The sequence below is a fragment of the Microbacterium sp. JZ101 genome (assembly GCF_053903175.1).
Genome location: NZ_CP096400.1, coordinates 3,234,561 through 3,251,413 on the forward strand (window position 1 = coordinate 3,234,561; position 16,853 = coordinate 3,251,413).

The window sequence follows — 16,853 nt, forward strand, 5'->3', positions numbered from 1 at the left end:
GTTAGGTTTCAGCCGTGATCAAAGACGACCACGCCGCGTCATTACTCTCGGTCCGCGGAATCGAGAAGAGCTTCGCGGGAGTGCAGGCCCTGCGCGGGGTCGACCTGGACGTGCTCCCGGGCGAGGTGCACTGCCTCCTGGGCCAGAACGGCGCGGGGAAGTCCACGCTCATCAAGACCCTCGCCGGCGCGCACGAGCCCGACGCCGGCGAGATCCGCTGGAACGGCGAGCCGATCGCGATCACGAGCCCCCAGGCGGCGATCGATCACGGCATCGCGACGATGTACCAGGAGCTCGACGTCGTCGACGATCTCACCGTCGCCGAGAACATCTTCCTCGGGCACGAGCTCGCGCGCGGCGGCGTCACCCGGCGGCGCGATGCCGCTCGCGAGACGCGCCGACTGCTGGAGCGCCTCGGTCACGGCGGCATCTCGCCGCACGCGGAGGTCGGCTCGCTGAGCGCAGCGGGCAAGCAGATCGTGAGCATGGCGCGCGCGCTGTCGCACGACATCCGCCTCATCGTGATGGACGAGCCGTCGGCCGTGCTCGACGCCGAGGAGGTCCGCAACCTCTTCCACGTCGTGCGCGAGCTGACCGCCCAGGGCATCGCCGTCATCTACATCACGCACAGGCTCGAGGAGATCCGCGCGATCGGGGATCGCATCACGGTCCTCAAGGACGGCCGCAGCACGGCCAGCAACCTCTCCGTCGCCGACACCCCCACGGCCGACCTCATCCGCCATATGACGGGCCGGACGGTCGAGAACGTCTTCCCGCCCGCGACGCCCATCGCGCCGGACGCGCCCGTGCTGCTCGAGGTCGAGGGACTCGGCTTGGCCGGCGTCTTCGAGGACGTGTCGTTCTCCGTGCGCGCGGGGGAGATCGTGGGCCTCGCAGGGCTGGTCGGCTCGGGTCGCTCGGAGATCCTCGAGACGATCTACGGGGCGCGGCGAGCGACCGCGGGCACGGTGAAGCGGGATGGCCGCCCGCTGCCGCGCGGATCGGTCACGGCCGCGGTGAAGGCCGGCATGGGCCTCAGCCCCGAGGAGCGCAAGTCGCAGGGGCTCGTGCTCGACGAGCCGATCTTCCGCAACATCACGCTGTCGACGTTCCCGCGCATCGCGCGACGGGGCGTGCTCGACGAGCGGGCCGAGCGCCGCGTCGCGAGGGAGCAGATGGACGCGCTCGAGCTGCGGCCCGCCGACCCCGACCGTCCGGTGGCCACGCTCTCCGGCGGCAACCAGCAGAAGATCCTCCTCGCCCGATGGCTCGTGGAGGGCAGCCGGGTGCTGCTGCTCGACGAGCCGACCCGCGGTGTCGACGTCGGCGCCCGTGCCGAGATCTACGGGCTCATCCGGCGGCTGGCCGCGTCGGGGACCGCGATCGTCATCGTCTCGAGCGAGATCCCCGAGGTGCTCGGCCTCGCCGACACCGTGCTCGTCATCGGCGACGGGCGCGTGCTCGATCGTCTTCCCGCATCCGACATCGACGAGCACGGCGTGCTCGATCTCGTCATGAAAGGAGCCGCCGAATGAGCGTGCAGAGCCCCGCCGCCGAGCCGCAGGCCTCGCCCCTGCGGCGGATCTTCTCGGGATCGGTCGGACGCAACCTCGGCCTCGTGCTCGCGCTCCTCGCGCTCGTCGTCGTGGGGGCGATCACGGCGCCCGGGACGTTCCCGACCTTCGACAACGCGCTCGTCATCCTGCGCCAGGCGTCGATCATCGGCGTGGTCAGCATCGCGATGACCTTCGTCATCATCGCGGGCGGGATCGACCTCTCCGTGGGCGCGGTGGTGGCCCTGGCCTCGGTCGTGGCGACGCTCGCGGCCGTGCAGGACCTCGCCGACTCGGTGCACTGGACGCTCATGATGCTCATCGCGCTCGTCGTCGGCGCCGCAGCCGGCCTCATCAACGGGGTCGTGATCGCGTACGGCAAGGTCGTGGCGTTCATGGCGACGCTCGCGATGCTCGTCGGAGCGCGCGGCCTGGCCGAGCTCCTCGCGAACAACCGCACGCTCATCGTGTCGGATCGCGACTTCATCCGCGCGCTCAACATCGACATCCTCGGCATCGACATGCTCATCTGGATCTTCGCCGTCGTCGCCGCGGGCGGCTGGTTCCTCCTGAACCGCACGACCTTCGGCCGCCGCACGGTCGCGATCGGCGGCAATCGCGAGGCCGCGCGCCTCGCGGGCATCGCGGTGAAGCGGCACACGATGTGGCTCTACGCGCTCAGCGGGCTGGCCGCCGGCGTCGCCGCGATCATGCTGCTCGGCCGCACGACAGCGGGCACCTCGACGCACGGTTCGCTGTGGGAGCTCGATGCGATCGCCGCCGTCGTCGTCGGCGGCACGCTTCTCACGGGCGGCCGCGGCACGATCACCGGGACGGTCTTCGGCGTCCTCATCTTCGCGACGCTCAGCAACGTCTTCGTGCAGAACAACCTGTCCTCGTCGACGCAGGCGGTCGCCAAGGGCGTGATCATCGTCATCGCGGTGCTGCTCCAGCAGCGTTTCGCCGGGCGGCCGTCGCGCAGCAGCTGACGCGGCTTCCGCCGACACCGGCACGTAGGATGACGGATCACGGCAGAAGTCGGCCGACTTCTGCCGGCGCGAGAAGGTGAGTGCGCATGTCCGATAGCCCGACGGGGCGCGCCGACGTCGGCGACCTCTTCCAGCTGCTCCGCGACGGCGTGCCGCGCACGCGCGCCGAGCTCGCCAAGTCGACGGGGCTCGCGCGGTCGACGGTCGCCGCGCGGGTCGACGAGCTCATGCGCATGGGGCTCATCACGGCGGTCGCCGACGCCGTCTCGACGGGAGGACGCCCGCCGTCGCAGTTCGCACTCAACCCGTCCGCGAAGGTGGTCGTCGCCGCCGACCTGGGCGCGTCGCATGCGAACGTCGCGATCACCGACCTGACCGGCGCCATCCTCGCCGAGGCGAGCGAGCGCGTCGAGATCGCGCAGGGCCCCGAGGCGGTGCTCACGTGGCTCGTCGAGTCGGCGCAGCGGCTTCTCGACGAGACCGAGCGGTCATCAGCCGACGTCGCCGCGATCGGGATCGGCCTGCCCGGCCCGGTCGAGCACTCGACCGGGCAGCCCGTCAATCCGCCGATCATGCCGGGATGGGATCGCTTCGACGTCCCGGCGTGGGTGCAGCGGCACTTCCCCGTCGCGGTGCTCGTCGACAACGACGTCAACATCTCGGCGCTCGGCGAGCGTGCGGTCGCGTGGCCGGGCGTCGACCACTTCCTCTTCGTGAAGGTCGCGACGGGCATCGGCGCGGGCATCGTGTCGGATGGCCGGCTGCAGCGCGGAGCACAGGGCATCGCGGGCGACATCGGGCACGTGCGCGTGGCGCGCGGCGTCGACGTCCCGTGCCACTGCGGCAACCACGGGTGCCTCGAGGCGCTCGCGTCGGGGCCCGCGATCGCCCGCACGCTGCGCGACCAGGGCGTCGAGGCGCACACGGGCGACGATGTCGTCGCGCTCGTCAAGCACGGCAGCCTCGAGGCCATCCAGGCGGTGCGCCAGGCCGGGCGCGACATCGGCGAGGTGCTCACCGCGTCGGTCAGCCTCCTCAACCCCTCGGTCATCTCGATCGGCGGGTCGATGGCGCGCGTGAGCGAGCACCTCATCGCGGGCGTGCGCGAGATCGTCTACACGCGCTCCACCCCGCTCGCGACCGAGCACCTCACAATCGTGCAGTCGACCGCCGCGTCGAAGGCAGCCGTGATCGGCGCGAGCATCCTCGCCGTCGAGCACGCGCTCTCGCCCGCCGGCCTCTCGACCGCCTTCGCCCCGGCCTGACCGCCCACCGGACGGCCGCCATAGGTCCGGCCGGACCTCCGCCATCCGTCCCTCCGGACCGCCGCCATCTGTCCAGGTCGCAGTTGCGGTCCGAAAACCGGCCGTTTAAGGACGCCAACTGCGACCCCGACGAAGGCCCGTCCGCCGGGGTCGCAGTTCCCGTCCGAAAACCGGCCGTTTAAGGACGCTAACTGCGACCCCGACGAAGACTCATCCGCCGGGGTCGCAGTTGCCGTCCGAAAACCGGCCGTTTAAGGACGCCAACTGCGACCCGGACCGGCGGTGGCGGCGACTCAGACCTGGGCGAGCAGCGCCTCGGTCGCAGCCGTCCCGTCGACCTCGCCGCCGAAGCCGAGCATCGTGCGCAGCGGCATCGACTCCATCATCCGGCTGATCTCGGGGTCGGCGAAGATCGCCGCCGACGCGCCGCCGTGCGCCGCGAGCGCGCCTTCGAGCACGCCGCGACCGACCGGATGACGCTGCCAGTCGCCGATCGTCGACTCGAGGTCGAGCTCGGGCACGACCGGCGGCACGTCGAGCTCGATCTCGGTCGTCGCGACGATGTCGCGCGACGACGTGCCGACCTCGACCGTGAACGCGCCGGGCTCGACGGTCCAGCCCGTCTCACCCCAGAAGGCGAATGCACGCTCGTCGAGCTCGAGCCGCACGCGCGTCGACTCCCCCGCCGCGAGGCGCACCTTCCGGAAGGCGCGCAGCTCGCGCACCGGCCGGTCGACCGACGCCTCGGGGTCGCCGACATAGACCTGCACGACCTCGGCGCCGTCGCGCGCACCCGTGTTCGAGACCGTCACCTCGACCACGGCGTGCGCGCGACCCGCGTCGGGAACCGACACCGCGACATCCGTGAGCTCGAACGTCGTGTAGCCGAGCCCGAATCCGAACGGGAAGGCCACCTCGCGCTCAGTGCGGTCGTACCAGCGATACCCGACGTAGACCCGCTCGCCGTACACGACCTTCTTCGGGCTGCCGGGGAAGTTCACGTGCGCGGGGTTGTCGGCCAGGCGCAGCGGGATGGTCTCGGCGAGGCGACCCGCCGGCTCGGCGGCTCCGAAGAGCACGTCGGCGGCGGCGGAGCCGGACGCCTGTCCGCCGAGCCACATCTCGAGGATGGCCGGGGCCCGGCCCACGATGCCGTCGAGCGAGACGACGGAGCCGTTCGAGAGCACCACGACGACGCGCTCGTTGACGGCGAGGACGGCGTCGAGGAGGTCGCGCTGCACGCGCGGCAGCTCGATGTGCGTGCGGTCGAACCCCTCGGACTCGTCCTCGGCGGGGAGACCCAGGAACAGCACGACCGTGCGGGCGGCGCGGGCCGCCGCGACCGCCTCGTCGACGAGCGCGGCATCGGCCTCGCCGTCCAGGCGGAAGCCCGCGGCGAAGGACACGTCGCCCGCGACCTCGCGGATGGCATCGAGCGCGGCGTCGAGGCGCGTGGGCTGGATGTGCGAGCTCCCGGCGCCCTGGTAGCGCGGCGACCGGGCGAACTCGCCGATCACGGCGATCGATCCCTCATCGGCCGACAGCGGCAGGATGCCGTCCTCGTTCGCGAGGAGGACGGTGCTCTCAGCCGCGATCCGGCGGGCGAGAGCGTGGTGCGCATCGTGGTCGACCGCGGGAGTCTCGCCCCGTGCCGCACGGAGGCGGTCGTGCACGGTCAGGATGCGCGACACCGCGAGGTCGATGGCCGCCTCGTCGAGGTCGCCGCGGTCGAGCGCCGCACGGATGTCCGCGGCGTGGCGGGAGCCGGCCGCCGGCATCGTGAGGTCGAGACCCGCCGCGACGGCCGCGGGCGGGTTGCTCACGGCACCCCAGTCGGACACGACGTACCCGTCGTAGCCCCACTCGTCGCGGAGGACGTCGGTCAGCAGCCACCGGTGCTCCGACGCGTAGGTGCCGTTGATGCGGTTGTACGCGCACATGACGGTGGCCGGCTGGGCCTCCTTCACGACGCGCTCGAAAGCCGGAAGGTAGATCTCGCGCAGTGTGCGCTCGTCGACCTCGGCGCTCACGCGCATGCGCTCGGTCTCCTGGTTGTTCGCCGCGAAGTGCTTGAGCGAGGCCCCGACACCCTGCGCCTGGAGCCCGCGGACCCATCCGGCGCCGAGCGCCCCGGCGAGCAGCGGATCCTCGGAGAAGTACTCGAAGTTGCGCCCGCACAGCGGCGAGCGCTTGATGTTGACGCCGGGTCCGAGCAGCACGTCGACGCCGAGCGCCCGGCTCTCCCGTCCGAGCGCCTCGCCCATCTCCTCGAGCAGCTCGGGGTCCCACGTCGAGCCGGTCGCCGCGGCCGTCGGGAACGAGGTCGCGGGGTGGCTGTCGTTGATGCCGAGGTGGTCGGCGCTCCCCGTCTGCAGGCGGACGCCGTGCGGGCCATCGGTGAGGACCGCCCCCTCCACGCCCGCGTGCTCGACACCGCGCGTGGTCCAGAACGAGTCTCCCGTGAGCAGGGAGATCTTCTCGTCGAGGGAGAGTCGGGAGACGGCTGCGTGCATCAGGGAGGCCTTTCTCGTCCGCGGCGACCTCGGCTCCGAGATCACTTACGCGCTTCAGTGTAGGGTTGAATGTATCGGGATCCTCCTCGGAAAGCAAGGACGCCCATGACCACCTCCCGACGAGCCGGCCGCGTCACCGCCGCCGATGTGGCGCGCGCGAGCGGCGTCTCGCGCGCCACCGTGAGCTACGTCCTCAACGACACCCCGGGCCAGACGATCCCCGAGCCGACGCGCCGCCGCGTGCTGCAGGCCGCCGCCGACCTCGGGTACGTGCCGAGCGTGCACGCTCGCGCGCTGGCATCCGGGAGCACAGGGATCGTCGTGATCGACACGAGCACCATCCCGCCGGGCGAGCTCGTCGCGACGGCGACCCGCACGCTCTCGAGGGCGCTCGTCGAGCGCGGATACGTGCCGGTGGTGAACCAGTACACGGGCGCCGACGCCGGCGGCGAGGTTCTCGTGACGCTCGCGCAGCGCCTGCACCCGACCACCGTGCTCGCGCTCGGGGAGCTCTCCGACGACATCATCCGACGCATCCGCGAGGCCGGCGTCGCGCGGGTCTTCGCCACGCCGTCGAGCGCAGGGATCCGCGACATCGCGGAGGTGCAGGTCGCGCACCTCGCCGGCCGCGGGCACCGCTCGGTGGCCTACGTCGCGCCGCCCGAGCCCGAGCTCGCGGGCCTGTCGGAGCTGCGGCTGGCCGGCGCGCGCGCCGCTGCCGCACGGCACGGGGTCGTGCTCACGGCCATCCCGCTGCTCGATCAGAAGCCGCTCGCCCGTGAGCTGCGGCGCCTGCGCGACGAGGGCGTCACGGCCGTCGCCGCCTACAACGACGAGGTCGCGGTCGGCGTGCTGGGCGCCGCTCGCCGCGCCGGCATCGCGCTTCCCGATGAGCTCGCGGTCATGGGCATCGACGACCTCCCCCTCGCGCGGCGCACGTTCCCGCAGCTGACGACCGTCGCCCAGGGCGACGTGGCAGACGCCGACGTCGACCTCGCGACGATCGACGCGATCCTCGCGGGCGAGCAGCCCGTGCTCCCCCGCACGGCACCGCGGGTCGTCGTGCGCGAGTCGGCGTAGGCCCTACGCCGCGAGCCGGCGGAAGCGGTCGCTCACGCGCGTGGAGCCCGACACGACCTCGGCACCCGAGACACCCGTCGCACCCACGTGCAGGATGGCCCGGGCCAGGACCTCGTCGCGCACCTCGCGGCGCGCATGGTCGTCGGCGAGCATCTCGACGAGCGCCGCGACCTCCGCCTCGGCGAGGGCCGCGATGGGGAACCACGGCAGCGCGGCACGCCATGCCCGGAACGCGAGCAGCAGCAGGTCGTGGCGCTGCTCGACGTGCGCGCGCTCGTGCGCGATGACGGCGACGAGCTCGTCCGCGTCGAGCCGGTCGAGGAGCCCCTGCGACAGGACGGTGACCGAGCCGACGCCGCGCGGCAGGCAGTAGGCGACGGGGACGGCGTCGTCGAGCACGCGCGTGCGGGCACGGGTGGGGTGCGGCGACGTCAGCATGTCGAGGAGGGCGTGGTGGCGCCGCCGCTGCCGGACCACCTGCGCGATCGTCACGCCGAGGTGGGCGAGCAGGTACACCGTGAACGCGGCGGCGGGCACGAGCGCGAGAAGCGGATGGCTGGGGGCGACCGCATATCCGGCGAGCGTGAGGGCCGCGATCATCGACAGTCCACCCGCGAGGCCGATCGCCTGCCACAGGAGCAGCGCGACGACGGGAGCCCGCATGGGCCACGCCGCACGGGAGAACGCGACCGGAACAGGCCACGCGAGGGCGAGGGCGAAGAGGCCGAGGACGACCGCTCCCCACACGATCGTCTCGTGGGGGATGACGAGGGCGCCGTCGAGCCCGGATCCGACGACGGCTCCGATGCGCGTCACGGGCGGCTCGATCAGACCCCGCCGCGCAGGAGCTTGCGCAGCACCGCCGCGTCCTCGTCGGAGACCCCGCCCACGAAGCGCTCGAGCACGGCCATCCGGTCGGCCGACTCGCCGAGCACCTCGTGCATGAGCTCCGCGACGTGGTCGGCGCGCGAGGCGACGGCCGTGTAGCGGTGCGGGCGCACCGATCGGTCGGAGGCCACGAAGCCCTTCTTCTCGAGACGGGACAGCACGGTCAGCAGGGTCGTCGCGGCGAGCGCGCGCCCCTGATCCTGCTCGAGCTGCTCCTTGACGTCATACGCGGTCATGGGCATCTGCGCGTCCCACACCGCGTCCATGACGGCGCGTTCGAGTTCGCCGAGCGTTCCCATGCGCACCTCCTCGCCTCGTGTCGCGGCCGCGCCATCCGACCGCCTGCGCCAATTCTACCCCCGGTCGAATTTCTTCTATGCTCTGTCGAACTAGTTCTACACGGCGTAGAATTGGTTTCGGCCGGACGCGGCGTCCGGCCCACACCTCCCGAAGGAGAACGCGCGTGGACGTCCTCGACATCGCCCGCTGGCAGTTCGGCATCACGACCGTCTACCACTTCCTCATGGTCCCGCTCACGCTCGGGCTCGGCATGACGGTCGCCGTGCTGCAGACCGCGTGGGTCCGCACGGGCGACGAGCGCTTCCTGCGCATGACGAAGTTCTGGGGGAAGCTCTACCTCATCAACTTCATCGTCGGCGTCGCGACCGGCCTCGTGCAGGAGTTCCAGTTCGGGATGGCCTGGAGCGAGTACTCGCGCTTCGTCGGCGACGTGTTCGGCGCCCCGCTCGCGCTCGAGGGCCTGCTGGCCTTCTTCGCCGAATCGACGTTCCTCGGGATCTGGATCTTCGGATGGGGCCGGCTGCGCAAGGGGCTCCACCTCGCCGCGCTGTGGTGCGCGGTGATCGGCTCGTGGGCCTCGGCGTACTTCATCATCGTCGCGAACTCGTGGATGCAGCACCCCGTCGGCGTCGAGCTCGGTGCCGACGGCCGCCCCGTCATGACCGACATCTGGGCCGTCCTCACGAACAACACCGCGATCGCGGCCTTCACCCACACGATCTTCGGCGCGCTCGTGGTCTCGGGGATGTTCCTCCTCGGCCTCTCCTGGTACCACCTCTGGCGCCGCCGCCACGACGGCATCGACACGGTCGGCGCCGACGGCCGCGTGGTCGTCGGGCGAGCGGATGTCCCGGGTCGCGACGAGAAGGACCACGGCGTGTGGCTGTGGTCGCTCCGGATCGGCGCGGTCGTCGCGATCCTCGGATTCGGCGGCACGGTGCTGACCGGCGACATCCAGGGCAAGCTCATGTACGAGCAGCAGCCGATGAAGATGGCCGCCGCCGAGGCGGCCTGCCACACCGGCTCGGCCTTCTCGGTGCTCTCCCTCGGCGACCCGGGCTCCCGCGACTGCTCCGACGTCATCACGCTCATCGAGGTGCCCGGCGTGCTCGGCTTCCTCGGCACCGGCGAGTGGGGCGCCGAGATGCCCGGCATCAGCGACCTCGAGCCGCAGTACGTCGACCAGTACGGCGAGACGATCCCCGACGACGCGCTCTACGGCGACCGCGCGGGCAGCGAGGTCGAGTACGTGCCCGTCATGTGGGTGACCTACTGGGGCTTCCGCCTCATGATCGGGCTCGGCGGAATCGTCGCGGCGGCCGCGGTCGTCGCGCTGTGGCTGACCCGCAAGGGCACGGTCCCGCGCTCGCCGTGGATCATGCGGCTCGCCCTGCTCGGCATCCTCGCGCCGTTCGCGGCGAACATCGCCGGCTGGATCTTCACCGAGATGGGCCGCCAGCCGTTCGTCGTGGCGCCGAACCCCGACGCGACCGGCGTCGACGGGGTGTTCATGTTCACGGCGGCGGCGGTCTCGCCCGGCGTCACCGCCGGCGAGCTCCTCTTCTCCGTGATCGCGCTCGCCTCGGTGTACGCCGTGCTCCTCGTCGTCGAGCTCTTCCTCCTCACCACGTACGTGCGCGGAGGCGTCGCGAGCGCGATGCCCGAGCTGTCCCACCCGCGCGACGACGACCATCCCGACGACGACGCGCAGCGAGACGACGTGCTCGCGTTCGCCTACTGACCGACTGCAGAGGAACCCCCATGGACACGCTCCCCGTCTTCTGGTTCATCGCGATCGCCATCCTGTGGACCGGCTACCTCCTGCTCGAGGGATTCGACCTCGGCGTCGGGATGCACATGATCCTCGGCACGCGCGACGACCGCGATCGCCGCGTCATGCTCAACACGATCGGCCCCGTGTGGGATGGCAACGAGGTGTGGCTGATCACGGCCGGCGCGGCGATCTTCGCGGCCTTCCCGCACTGGTACGCGTCGCTCTTCTCGGCGCTCTACCTCCCGCTCACGATCATGCTGCTCGGCCTCATCGTCCGCGCGGTCGGGATCGAGTACCGCGGCAAGGTCGCGACGGCGCGCTGGGCGCGCATCTGGACCTACGGCATCGGCGTCGGCTCGATCGTCGTCGCGTTCTGCGTCGGCGCAGCGCTCGCGCTCACGTCGACCGGGCTGCCCCTGAACGCGAACGGCGATCGCGTCGGCGGGCCGTTCGTCTGGCTGACTCTGCCCGCGATCGTGGGCGGTCTCGCGGTCGTCGGCTTCGCCCTCGCCCACGCGGCGACCTTCCTCGGGCTCAAGGCGGATGGTCCGGTGCGCGAGCGCGCGGGGCGCTTCGCCGCGCGCTGGGCTCCGCTCTGCCTCGTGCCCGCGGCCGTCTGGGCCCTGTGGGTGCAGCTCGCCCACGGCGGGACGCCCCTCTCGTGGACCCTCGTCGGCCTCGCCGTGGTCGCCGCGGTGCTCGGATGGGCGAACGCGCGCCGGCGCCGCGAGGGGCGGGCGTTCCTCGGCTACGCCGGCTTCGGCCTCTTCGGCGCGGGCGCGATCTTCGCGGGCATGTTCCCGCGCGTCCTCCCGTCGACGGTCGACCCCGCCTTCGACCTCACGGTCTGGAACGCGGCGAGCGGCGAGTACACACTGGGGGTCATGACGGTCGTCGCGTGCGTGGGCCTCCCGGTCGTGATCCTCTACCAGGCGTGGAGCTACTGGGTCTTCCGCAAGCGCGTCACGCCGGGCATGATCCCCGACGCGCACGTCGTGCTCCCCGCGGCCCTGCGCGCGCGGTGACCGCCCCCGCGGCCCGCGCGCGGGCCATCCGCGAGCCCGGCATCGATCCGTGGGCCATCGAGGCCGAGCGCGCGGCAGCGGCCCCCGGGTTCCGGCGGCCCGACCTCGGCCCCGTGCCGCGCGCGCGCCTCGTCGCGCTCGGTGTGCTCGCGGCGCTGCGAGCGGTCGGCCTCGTGCTCATCGCGGACGCGGTCGCCCGCGGGATCGGCGGCCTCGCGGCGGGCGGCCTCGATGCCGCGGACATCCGCGCTGTGCTCGTCGCGGGTCTCGCGGGCGCGCTGCTGAGGGCCGGCGCGGAGTGGGCGACCTCGGTCGCGGCGCGCCGCATCGCGTCGGACGTCAAGCGCGACCTGCGCGCGCGGCTCTGGCGCCGCATCGCCGCGGGCGACGTCGACGGCGGCGGGACCGCCGTCCTCGCCGCGGACGGGCTCGACGACCTCGACGACTACTACGTGCAGTCGCTGCCCGCGCTCATCGCGGCCGCGGTCGTGCCCCTCATCGTGGGCCTGCGGATCCTCGGCGCCGACTGGCTGAGCGCCGCGGTCGTCGTCCTCACGGTGCCGCTCGTGCCCCTGTTCATGATCCTCATCGGCCGGCACACGCAGCAGCGGACCGACGCGGCGCTGTCGGCACTCACCCGTCTCGCCGACCACCTGGCCGAGCTGGCGCGCGGCCTTCCCGTGCTCGTCGGGCTGGGCCGGGTCGAGGAGCAGACCCGCGCCCTCGACGGCATCCAGGGCGCCTACCGTGCGCGCACGCAGGAGACGCTGCGCTGGGCGTTCCTGTCGGCGCTCGCGCTCGAGCTCATCGCGACCATCTCGGTCGCCATCGTCGCCGTGTTCCTGGGGCTCCGCCTTCTCGACGGGACGATGGAGCTCGAGCCGGCGCTGCTCGCCCTCATCCTCGCGCCCGAGTGCTACGCGGCGCTGCGCGAGGTGGGCACGGCGTTCCACGCCTCGCAGGACGGCCTCGCCGCGCTCGAGCGCGCGAAGGCGCTCCTCGCGCGCCCGCTCGCGCGCGACATCCGCTCGCGGGGGCGCGCGGAGCTCGCCGCGACATCCGCCCCTTCCCCCTCGCCCACCGCAGGAGAATCCGCCGGCGACAGGACGCGGATGCCCGACTCGTCCTGCTCTCGACGGAATCTCCTGCCCCCGGTGCGGCTCGAGAACGTCGCCGTGCGGTACGCGGGGCGCGATCGGCCCGTGATCGAGGGGCTGAACGCCGAGCTGTCGGGCATCGTCTCGGTCGCGGGGCCGAGCGGCTCGGGCAAGTCCACGCTGCTCGCCGCGCTGACGGGGACGCTCCCCGCGGACGCCGAGGTTACCGGGACGATCACCGGGGCGGATGGCGCCGGCTGGGCCCCGCAGGCCGCGCGCGCGTTCGCGGCCACGCCCCGGGCGGAGCTCGCGCTGCACGGCGCGCCCGGCCCGGAAGCCGCTCTCGCCGAGCTCGGTCTCGCGCACGTCGCCGAGGCCGCGATCCCCGAGCTCAGCCCCGGCGAGCTGCGTCGTCTCGCGGTCGCGCGCGCCCTCGCCCGGGTCGACGCGGGCGCGCGTCTGCTCGTGCTCGACGAGCCGACCGCGCACCTCGACCGCGCCGCGGCGGAGCGCGTGCGCGCGGCCATCCTGCGTCGCGCCGCGCACGCGACGGTCGTGCTCGCGAGCCACGAGCCCGAGACGCTCGCCCTCGCGACGATGACGGTTCCGGTCGGCGGAGCTGCCGCCCCGCACGCCCCGGCGACCGCCGCCCCGGTCAGCATGTCTCACTCGACGACAGAAACGGGCGCCGTCACCCGCAACAACCGAGACATGCATGAGGCGGACTCGGCCCCGGCCGGCCCGGCGGATGGCCCGGCGGATGGCGTCACGCTCGCCTCCCTCGTCCGGCCGCACCTCGCGGCGTGGGCAGGCGCCGTCGGGCTCGGCGTCATCGCGACGGCGCTGGGGCTCGCGCTCACGGCCGTCTCGGGATGGCTCATCGTCCGGGCGAGCGTCGAGGAGTACATCATGTACCTCCTCGTCGCGATCGTCGGCGTGCGGGCGTTCGGCATCGGGCGCTCCGTGGGCCGCTACGCCGAGCGCCTCATGACGCACCGCGCGGCGTTCCGGACGGTCGACGACCTGCGTCTGCGACTGTGGCGCGCGATCGCGGCGCGCGGCGCGGGCTCCCGCCGTCTCCTCGAGGGCGGGGCGCCCGTCGACTACCTCGTGACGCTCTCCGACGACCTGCGCGACCAGCTCCCCCGCGTCGTCGCGCCGCTCGCGGTCGGCGTCCTCGTCATCCTGGGCGCCTCCGTCACGACCTGGTTCGTCGTGCCGCACCTCGCCCTGCTCGTCCTCGTCGTGCTCGCGGCGGCCGCCGCCGTCGCCGCCGCGCTCGCGATCGCGTCCGAGCGGGGGGCGGGCCGCGCACGCGTCGCCGCCCGCTCCGAGATCGTCCGCGGCACGTCGGCCCTCGCCTCGGCGTCCGCCGATCTCCGCGGGAACGGCGCCTCCGAGGCGGCTCTCGCGGAGCTCGACGCCGCCGCGGCGCGCCTCGCCCAGGCCGAGCGCCGCGCCGCCTGGGCCGCGGGGCTCGGCGGCGCCGTCGTCACGGCGGTGACGTCGATCCTCGCGTGCGCGGTCGCGCTCCTCTCCCCCGCTTCGCCGGCCGAGCAGGTGTCGGTGATCGCGCTCCTCGCCCTCGCCGTGCTCGAGCCGATCGCGGGCCTCGTCACCGCCGCCCACCGGCTGCCGGCCCTGCGCGAGGTCGTGCGCCGCCTCGCGCCCGTGCTGCGGCCCGCCCCATCCGCGCCGTGGGGCGACGGCGCCCTCGCGGAGCCCGTCGCCTCGATCGCGCTCGACGACGTCGCCGTCCGGTACCCCGGCACATCACGCCCCGCCGTGACGGATGTCTCGGGCCGGGCCGCACGCGGACGCTGGCTCGTCCTCGAAGGCCCGTCGGGATCGGGCAAGTCGACCCTCCTCTCGGCGATCATGGGCGCCCTCCCCGTCGCGCACGGCGAGATCCGCGCCGACGGGGCGCCGCTCCCGTCGCTCGACGAGCGCGCCTGGCGCTCGCGTGTGGCCTGGTGCCCGCAGGACGCCTACGTCTTCGACTCGACGCTGCGCGGCAACCTCCTGCTCGCCCGCGCGCACGACGACGCGCCCGACGACGCGGCACTGCACGACGCCCTTGCGCTGGCCGGTCTCGGCGCTCTCCTCGACGCGCTGCCCGACGGGCTCGCGACGCGGGTGGGAGCCGGCGGCTCCGCCCTGTCCGGCGGCGAGCGCCAGCGCCTCGCGGTCGCCCGCGCGCTCCTCGCGCGCGCCGACGTCATCCTGCTCGACGAGCCGACCGCGCACCTCGACGCCCCGACGGCCGCCGCGATGATGGCGGATGTCCGCGGTGCGACCGCGGACCGCGTCGTCGTGCTCGTGTCGCACCGGGCCGACGACCGTCGTCCCGATGACGCGGTCGTGCAGCTGGGGTCCGTGCGAGAGTAGTGCCGTGTCTCCCCCGCGGTCCGAGCTGCGCCGCGTCGCGGTGATCGTGCTCGAGGGCGCGAAGCCGCTCGACGTCGGCATCCCCGCGCAGGTCTTCACGACCCGCGCGAGCATGCCGTACGAGGTGCGCGTCTGCGGCCCCGCACCCGGTCTCGTCACGGGCGGCGACGGCCTCTCGTATCACGTCGCCCACGGGCTCGAGGCGCTCGAGTGGGCCGACATCGTCTTCATCCCGGGCTACCGTTCCCCCGACCAGGACGACCCGCCCGCGGCGGTCGTCGAGGCGCTCATCGCGGCCCACGCGCGCGGAGCGCGCCTGGCCGCGATCAGCACGGGGGCGTTCGCGCTCGCGGCGACCGGCCTCCTCGACGGACGCCGCGCGACCACCCACTGGCACTACACGCGCGCGCTCGCGCGCCGGCACCCGCGCGTCCGCGTCGACGAGAACGTGCTGTTCGTCGACGAGGGCAGCGTCCTCACCTCGGCGGGCGCGGCGTCGGGGATCGACCTGTGCCTGCACATCCTCCGCTCCGACCTGGGCGTCGCCGCGTCGAATCATGCCGCACGGCGGCTCGTCGCCGCGCCGTATCGCAGCGGAGGCCAGGCGCAGTACGTGCCGCGCAGCGTGCCCGAGCCCATCGGCGAGCGCTTCGCGGCGACCCGCGAGTGGGCGCTGCATCGCCTCGGCGACCCGCTCACCCTCGAGGTGCTCGCGCGGCACGCCGCGGTCTCGCCGCGGACCTTCTCGCGCCGGTTCGTCGAGGACACCGGCTACACGCCGATGCAGTGGATCATGCGCGCGCGGATCGACCTCGCGCGCGAGCTGCTGGAGAGATCCGAGCGGAGCGTCGAGCAGATCGCGGCGGATGTCGGGCTCGGCACGGGAGCGAACCTGCGCCTGCACTTCCAGCGGATCCTCGGGACGACCCCGACCGACTACCGGCGGACGTTCACGCAGGGCGAGTAGCCCGCGCTCACGCGGTGCGCTCGAGCCACGCCCGCAGCCGCTCGAGGGGCCACGTCGTGACGATGCGCTCGGGCGGGACGCCCGCGCGCTCGGCCCGTTCTGCTCCGTAGTCGAGCAGCGAGAGCTGCCCGGGGGCGTGCGCGTCGCTGTCGATCGAGAACAGGCATCCCTGCTCGAGCGCGAGGGCGATGAGCTCGTCCGGCGGATCCTGGCGCTCGGGGCGCGCGTTGATCTCGACCGCGACGTCGTGCTCGGCGCATGCCGCGAAGACCGCGTGCGCGTCGAACGCGGAGGGCGGCCTCGTGCCGCGCGCGCCCTCGACGAGCCGCCCCGTGCAGTGGCCGAGCACGCGCATGCGGGGGTTGCGGATGGCGCCGAGCATGCGGCGGGTCATGCTCGCGGCGTCCATCCGCAGTCTCGAGTGCACGCTCGCCACGACGACGTCGAGGCGCGCGAGCAGGGCGTCGTCCTGATCGAGCGCGCCGTCGTCGAGGATGTCGACCTCGATGCCGCTCAGGAGCGTGAACCCCTCGTCCGAGAGTGTCGCGACGACCTCGAGCTGCCGCTCGAGCCGCTCGGCCGAGAGCCCGTTCGCCACCGTGAGGCGGGGCGAGTGGTCGGTGAGCGCGAGGTACTCGTGGCCCAGCCGCCGGCCTGCCGCGACCATGAGGCCGATCGGGGTGAGGCCATCCGACCAGTCGGAGTGGCTGTGGAGGTCGCCGCGCAGGAGGCCGCGGAGGGCGCTGCGGCCGGCGCCCCCTGTGCGCTCGCGCAGATCGGCGAGGTATGCCGGCACCTCGCCCGCGAGCGCCTCCTGGATGACGCGGAAGGTCGACTCGCCGATCCCCTGCCGACGCCGCAGCCGCGCCGCATCGCGCAGCTCCTCGGGCGAGAGACCCGCCACGACATCGGCCGCGGTGCGGAACGCCTTCGACTTGTAGCGCGACGACCGCTCGCGCTCGAGCAGGTAGGCGATCTCGGTGAGCGCGTCGAGCGGGTCCATGGCTGCCAGTC

The 16,853-nt window shown here is 73.3% G+C and carries 12 protein-coding genes; 8 read left to right on the top strand and 4 right to left on the bottom strand.

The window, feature by feature from the left end; translation table 11 throughout:
- Positions 1–59: 59 nt before the first annotated feature.
- The 3 genes from M1D56_RS14870 (at position 60) to M1D56_RS14880 (ending at position 3,807) form a co-directional block, all read left to right on the top strand.
- Positions 60–1,535: a sugar ABC transporter ATP-binding protein gene (locus tag M1D56_RS14870; RefSeq protein ID WP_456285246.1), complete on the top strand. Its 1,476-nt coding sequence runs from the start codon at positions 60–62 to the stop codon at positions 1,533–1,535.
- The gene (locus tag M1D56_RS14875; protein ID WP_282978857.1) at positions 1,532–2,542 is read left to right on the top strand and encodes an ABC transporter permease; all 1,011 of its coding nucleotides are present in this window, start codon (positions 1,532–1,534) and stop codon (positions 2,540–2,542) included. Before M1D56_RS14870 ends, M1D56_RS14875 begins: the two co-directional genes overlap by 4 nt.
- A gap of 86 nt (positions 2,543–2,628) precedes the next feature.
- Positions 2,629–3,807, top strand: a complete 1,179-nt coding sequence (locus tag M1D56_RS14880; protein WP_421075117.1) for an ROK family transcriptional regulator — start codon at positions 2,629–2,631, stop codon at positions 3,805–3,807.
- Between the two features lie 293 nt (positions 3,808–4,100).
- Here the strand turns inward: M1D56_RS14880 and M1D56_RS14885 are convergent, their stop codons facing one another.
- Positions 4,101–6,320, bottom strand: a complete 2,220-nt coding sequence (locus M1D56_RS14885) for a beta-glucosidase (protein WP_456284041.1) — start codon at positions 6,318–6,320, stop codon at positions 4,101–4,103.
- 105 nt (positions 6,321–6,425) lie between these two features.
- On the opposite strand from M1D56_RS14885, the gene M1D56_RS14890 reads away from it, so the two are divergent.
- Positions 6,426–7,400, top strand: a complete 975-nt coding sequence (locus M1D56_RS14890; protein ID WP_456284042.1) for a LacI family DNA-binding transcriptional regulator — start codon at positions 6,426–6,428, stop codon at positions 7,398–7,400.
- 3 nt (positions 7,401–7,403) lie between these two features.
- On the opposite strand, the gene M1D56_RS14895 is transcribed toward M1D56_RS14890, so the two are convergent.
- The gene (locus M1D56_RS14895) at positions 7,404–8,216 is read right to left on the bottom strand and encodes a M56 family metallopeptidase (RefSeq protein ID WP_456284043.1); all 813 of its coding nucleotides are present in this window, start codon (positions 8,214–8,216) and stop codon (positions 7,404–7,406) included.
- A gap of 11 nt (positions 8,217–8,227) precedes the next feature.
- Positions 8,228–8,587, bottom strand: a complete 360-nt coding sequence (locus M1D56_RS14900; protein ID WP_271173019.1) for a BlaI/MecI/CopY family transcriptional regulator — start codon at positions 8,585–8,587, stop codon at positions 8,228–8,230.
- Positions 8,588–8,751: 164 nt separating this feature from the next.
- Here M1D56_RS14900 and M1D56_RS14905 point away from each other — a divergent pair, with 164 nt between their 5' ends.
- Genes M1D56_RS14905 through M1D56_RS14920 form a run of 4 tightly spaced genes read left to right on the top strand, consistent with a single transcriptional unit; the run spans position 8,752 to position 15,839 of the window.
- Positions 8,752–10,329 carry a cytochrome ubiquinol oxidase subunit I gene (locus M1D56_RS14905; protein ID WP_271173020.1) on the top strand — a complete coding sequence of 526 codons (1,578 nt, stop codon included), beginning with the start codon at positions 8,752–8,754 and terminating at the stop codon, positions 10,327–10,329.
- A 20-nt stretch (positions 10,330–10,349) separates the two neighbouring features.
- Entirely contained in the window at positions 10,350–11,387 is a 1,038-nt protein-coding gene (gene cydB, locus M1D56_RS14910; RefSeq protein ID WP_456284044.1) for a cytochrome d ubiquinol oxidase subunit II, read from the top strand.
- On the top strand, positions 11,384–14,872 hold the full coding sequence (cydC, locus tag M1D56_RS14915) for a thiol reductant ABC exporter subunit CydC (protein WP_456284045.1): 3,489 nt from the start codon (positions 11,384–11,386) through the stop codon (positions 14,870–14,872). Before cydB ends, cydC begins: the two co-directional genes overlap by 4 nt.
- 40 nt (positions 14,873–14,912) lie before the next feature.
- Positions 14,913–15,839 (top strand): GlxA family transcriptional regulator, encoded by a 927-nt coding sequence (locus M1D56_RS14920; RefSeq protein ID WP_374727777.1) that lies wholly within the window; start codon positions 14,913–14,915, stop codon positions 15,837–15,839.
- A gap of 7 nt (positions 15,840–15,846) precedes the next feature.
- Here M1D56_RS14920 and M1D56_RS14925 read toward each other — a convergent pair whose 3' ends face one another.
- Entirely contained in the window at positions 15,847–16,842 is a 996-nt protein-coding gene (locus M1D56_RS14925; protein ID WP_456284046.1) for a PHP domain-containing protein, read from the bottom strand.
- Between the last annotated feature and the right edge of the window lie 11 nt (positions 16,843–16,853).

What these genes read in the sequence shown, in the direction of transcription:
- M1D56_RS14875 (WP_282978857.1), top strand. Translation starts at nt 1,532, where the DNA reads ATGAGCGTGCAGAGCCCCGCCGCCGAGCCGCAGGCCTCGCCCCTGCGG.
- M1D56_RS14880 (WP_421075117.1), top strand. Translation starts at nt 2,629, where the DNA reads ATGTCCGATAGCCCGACGGGGCGCGCCGACGTCGGCGACCTCTTCCAG.
- M1D56_RS14885 (WP_456284041.1), bottom strand. Translation starts at nt 6,320, where the DNA reads ATGCACGCAGCCGTCTCCCGACTCTCCCTCGACGAGAAGATCTCCCTG.
- M1D56_RS14890 (WP_456284042.1), top strand. Translation starts at nt 6,426, where the DNA reads ATGACCACCTCCCGACGAGCCGGCCGCGTCACCGCCGCCGATGTGGCG.
- M1D56_RS14900 (WP_271173019.1), bottom strand. Translation starts at nt 8,587, where the DNA reads ATGGGAACGCTCGGCGAACTCGAACGCGCCGTCATGGACGCGGTGTGG.
- cydB (WP_456284044.1), top strand. Translation starts at nt 10,350, where the DNA reads ATGGACACGCTCCCCGTCTTCTGGTTCATCGCGATCGCCATCCTGTGG.
- M1D56_RS14925 (WP_456284046.1), bottom strand. Translation starts at nt 16,842, where the DNA reads ATGGACCCGCTCGACGCGCTCACCGAGATCGCCTACCTGCTCGAGCGC.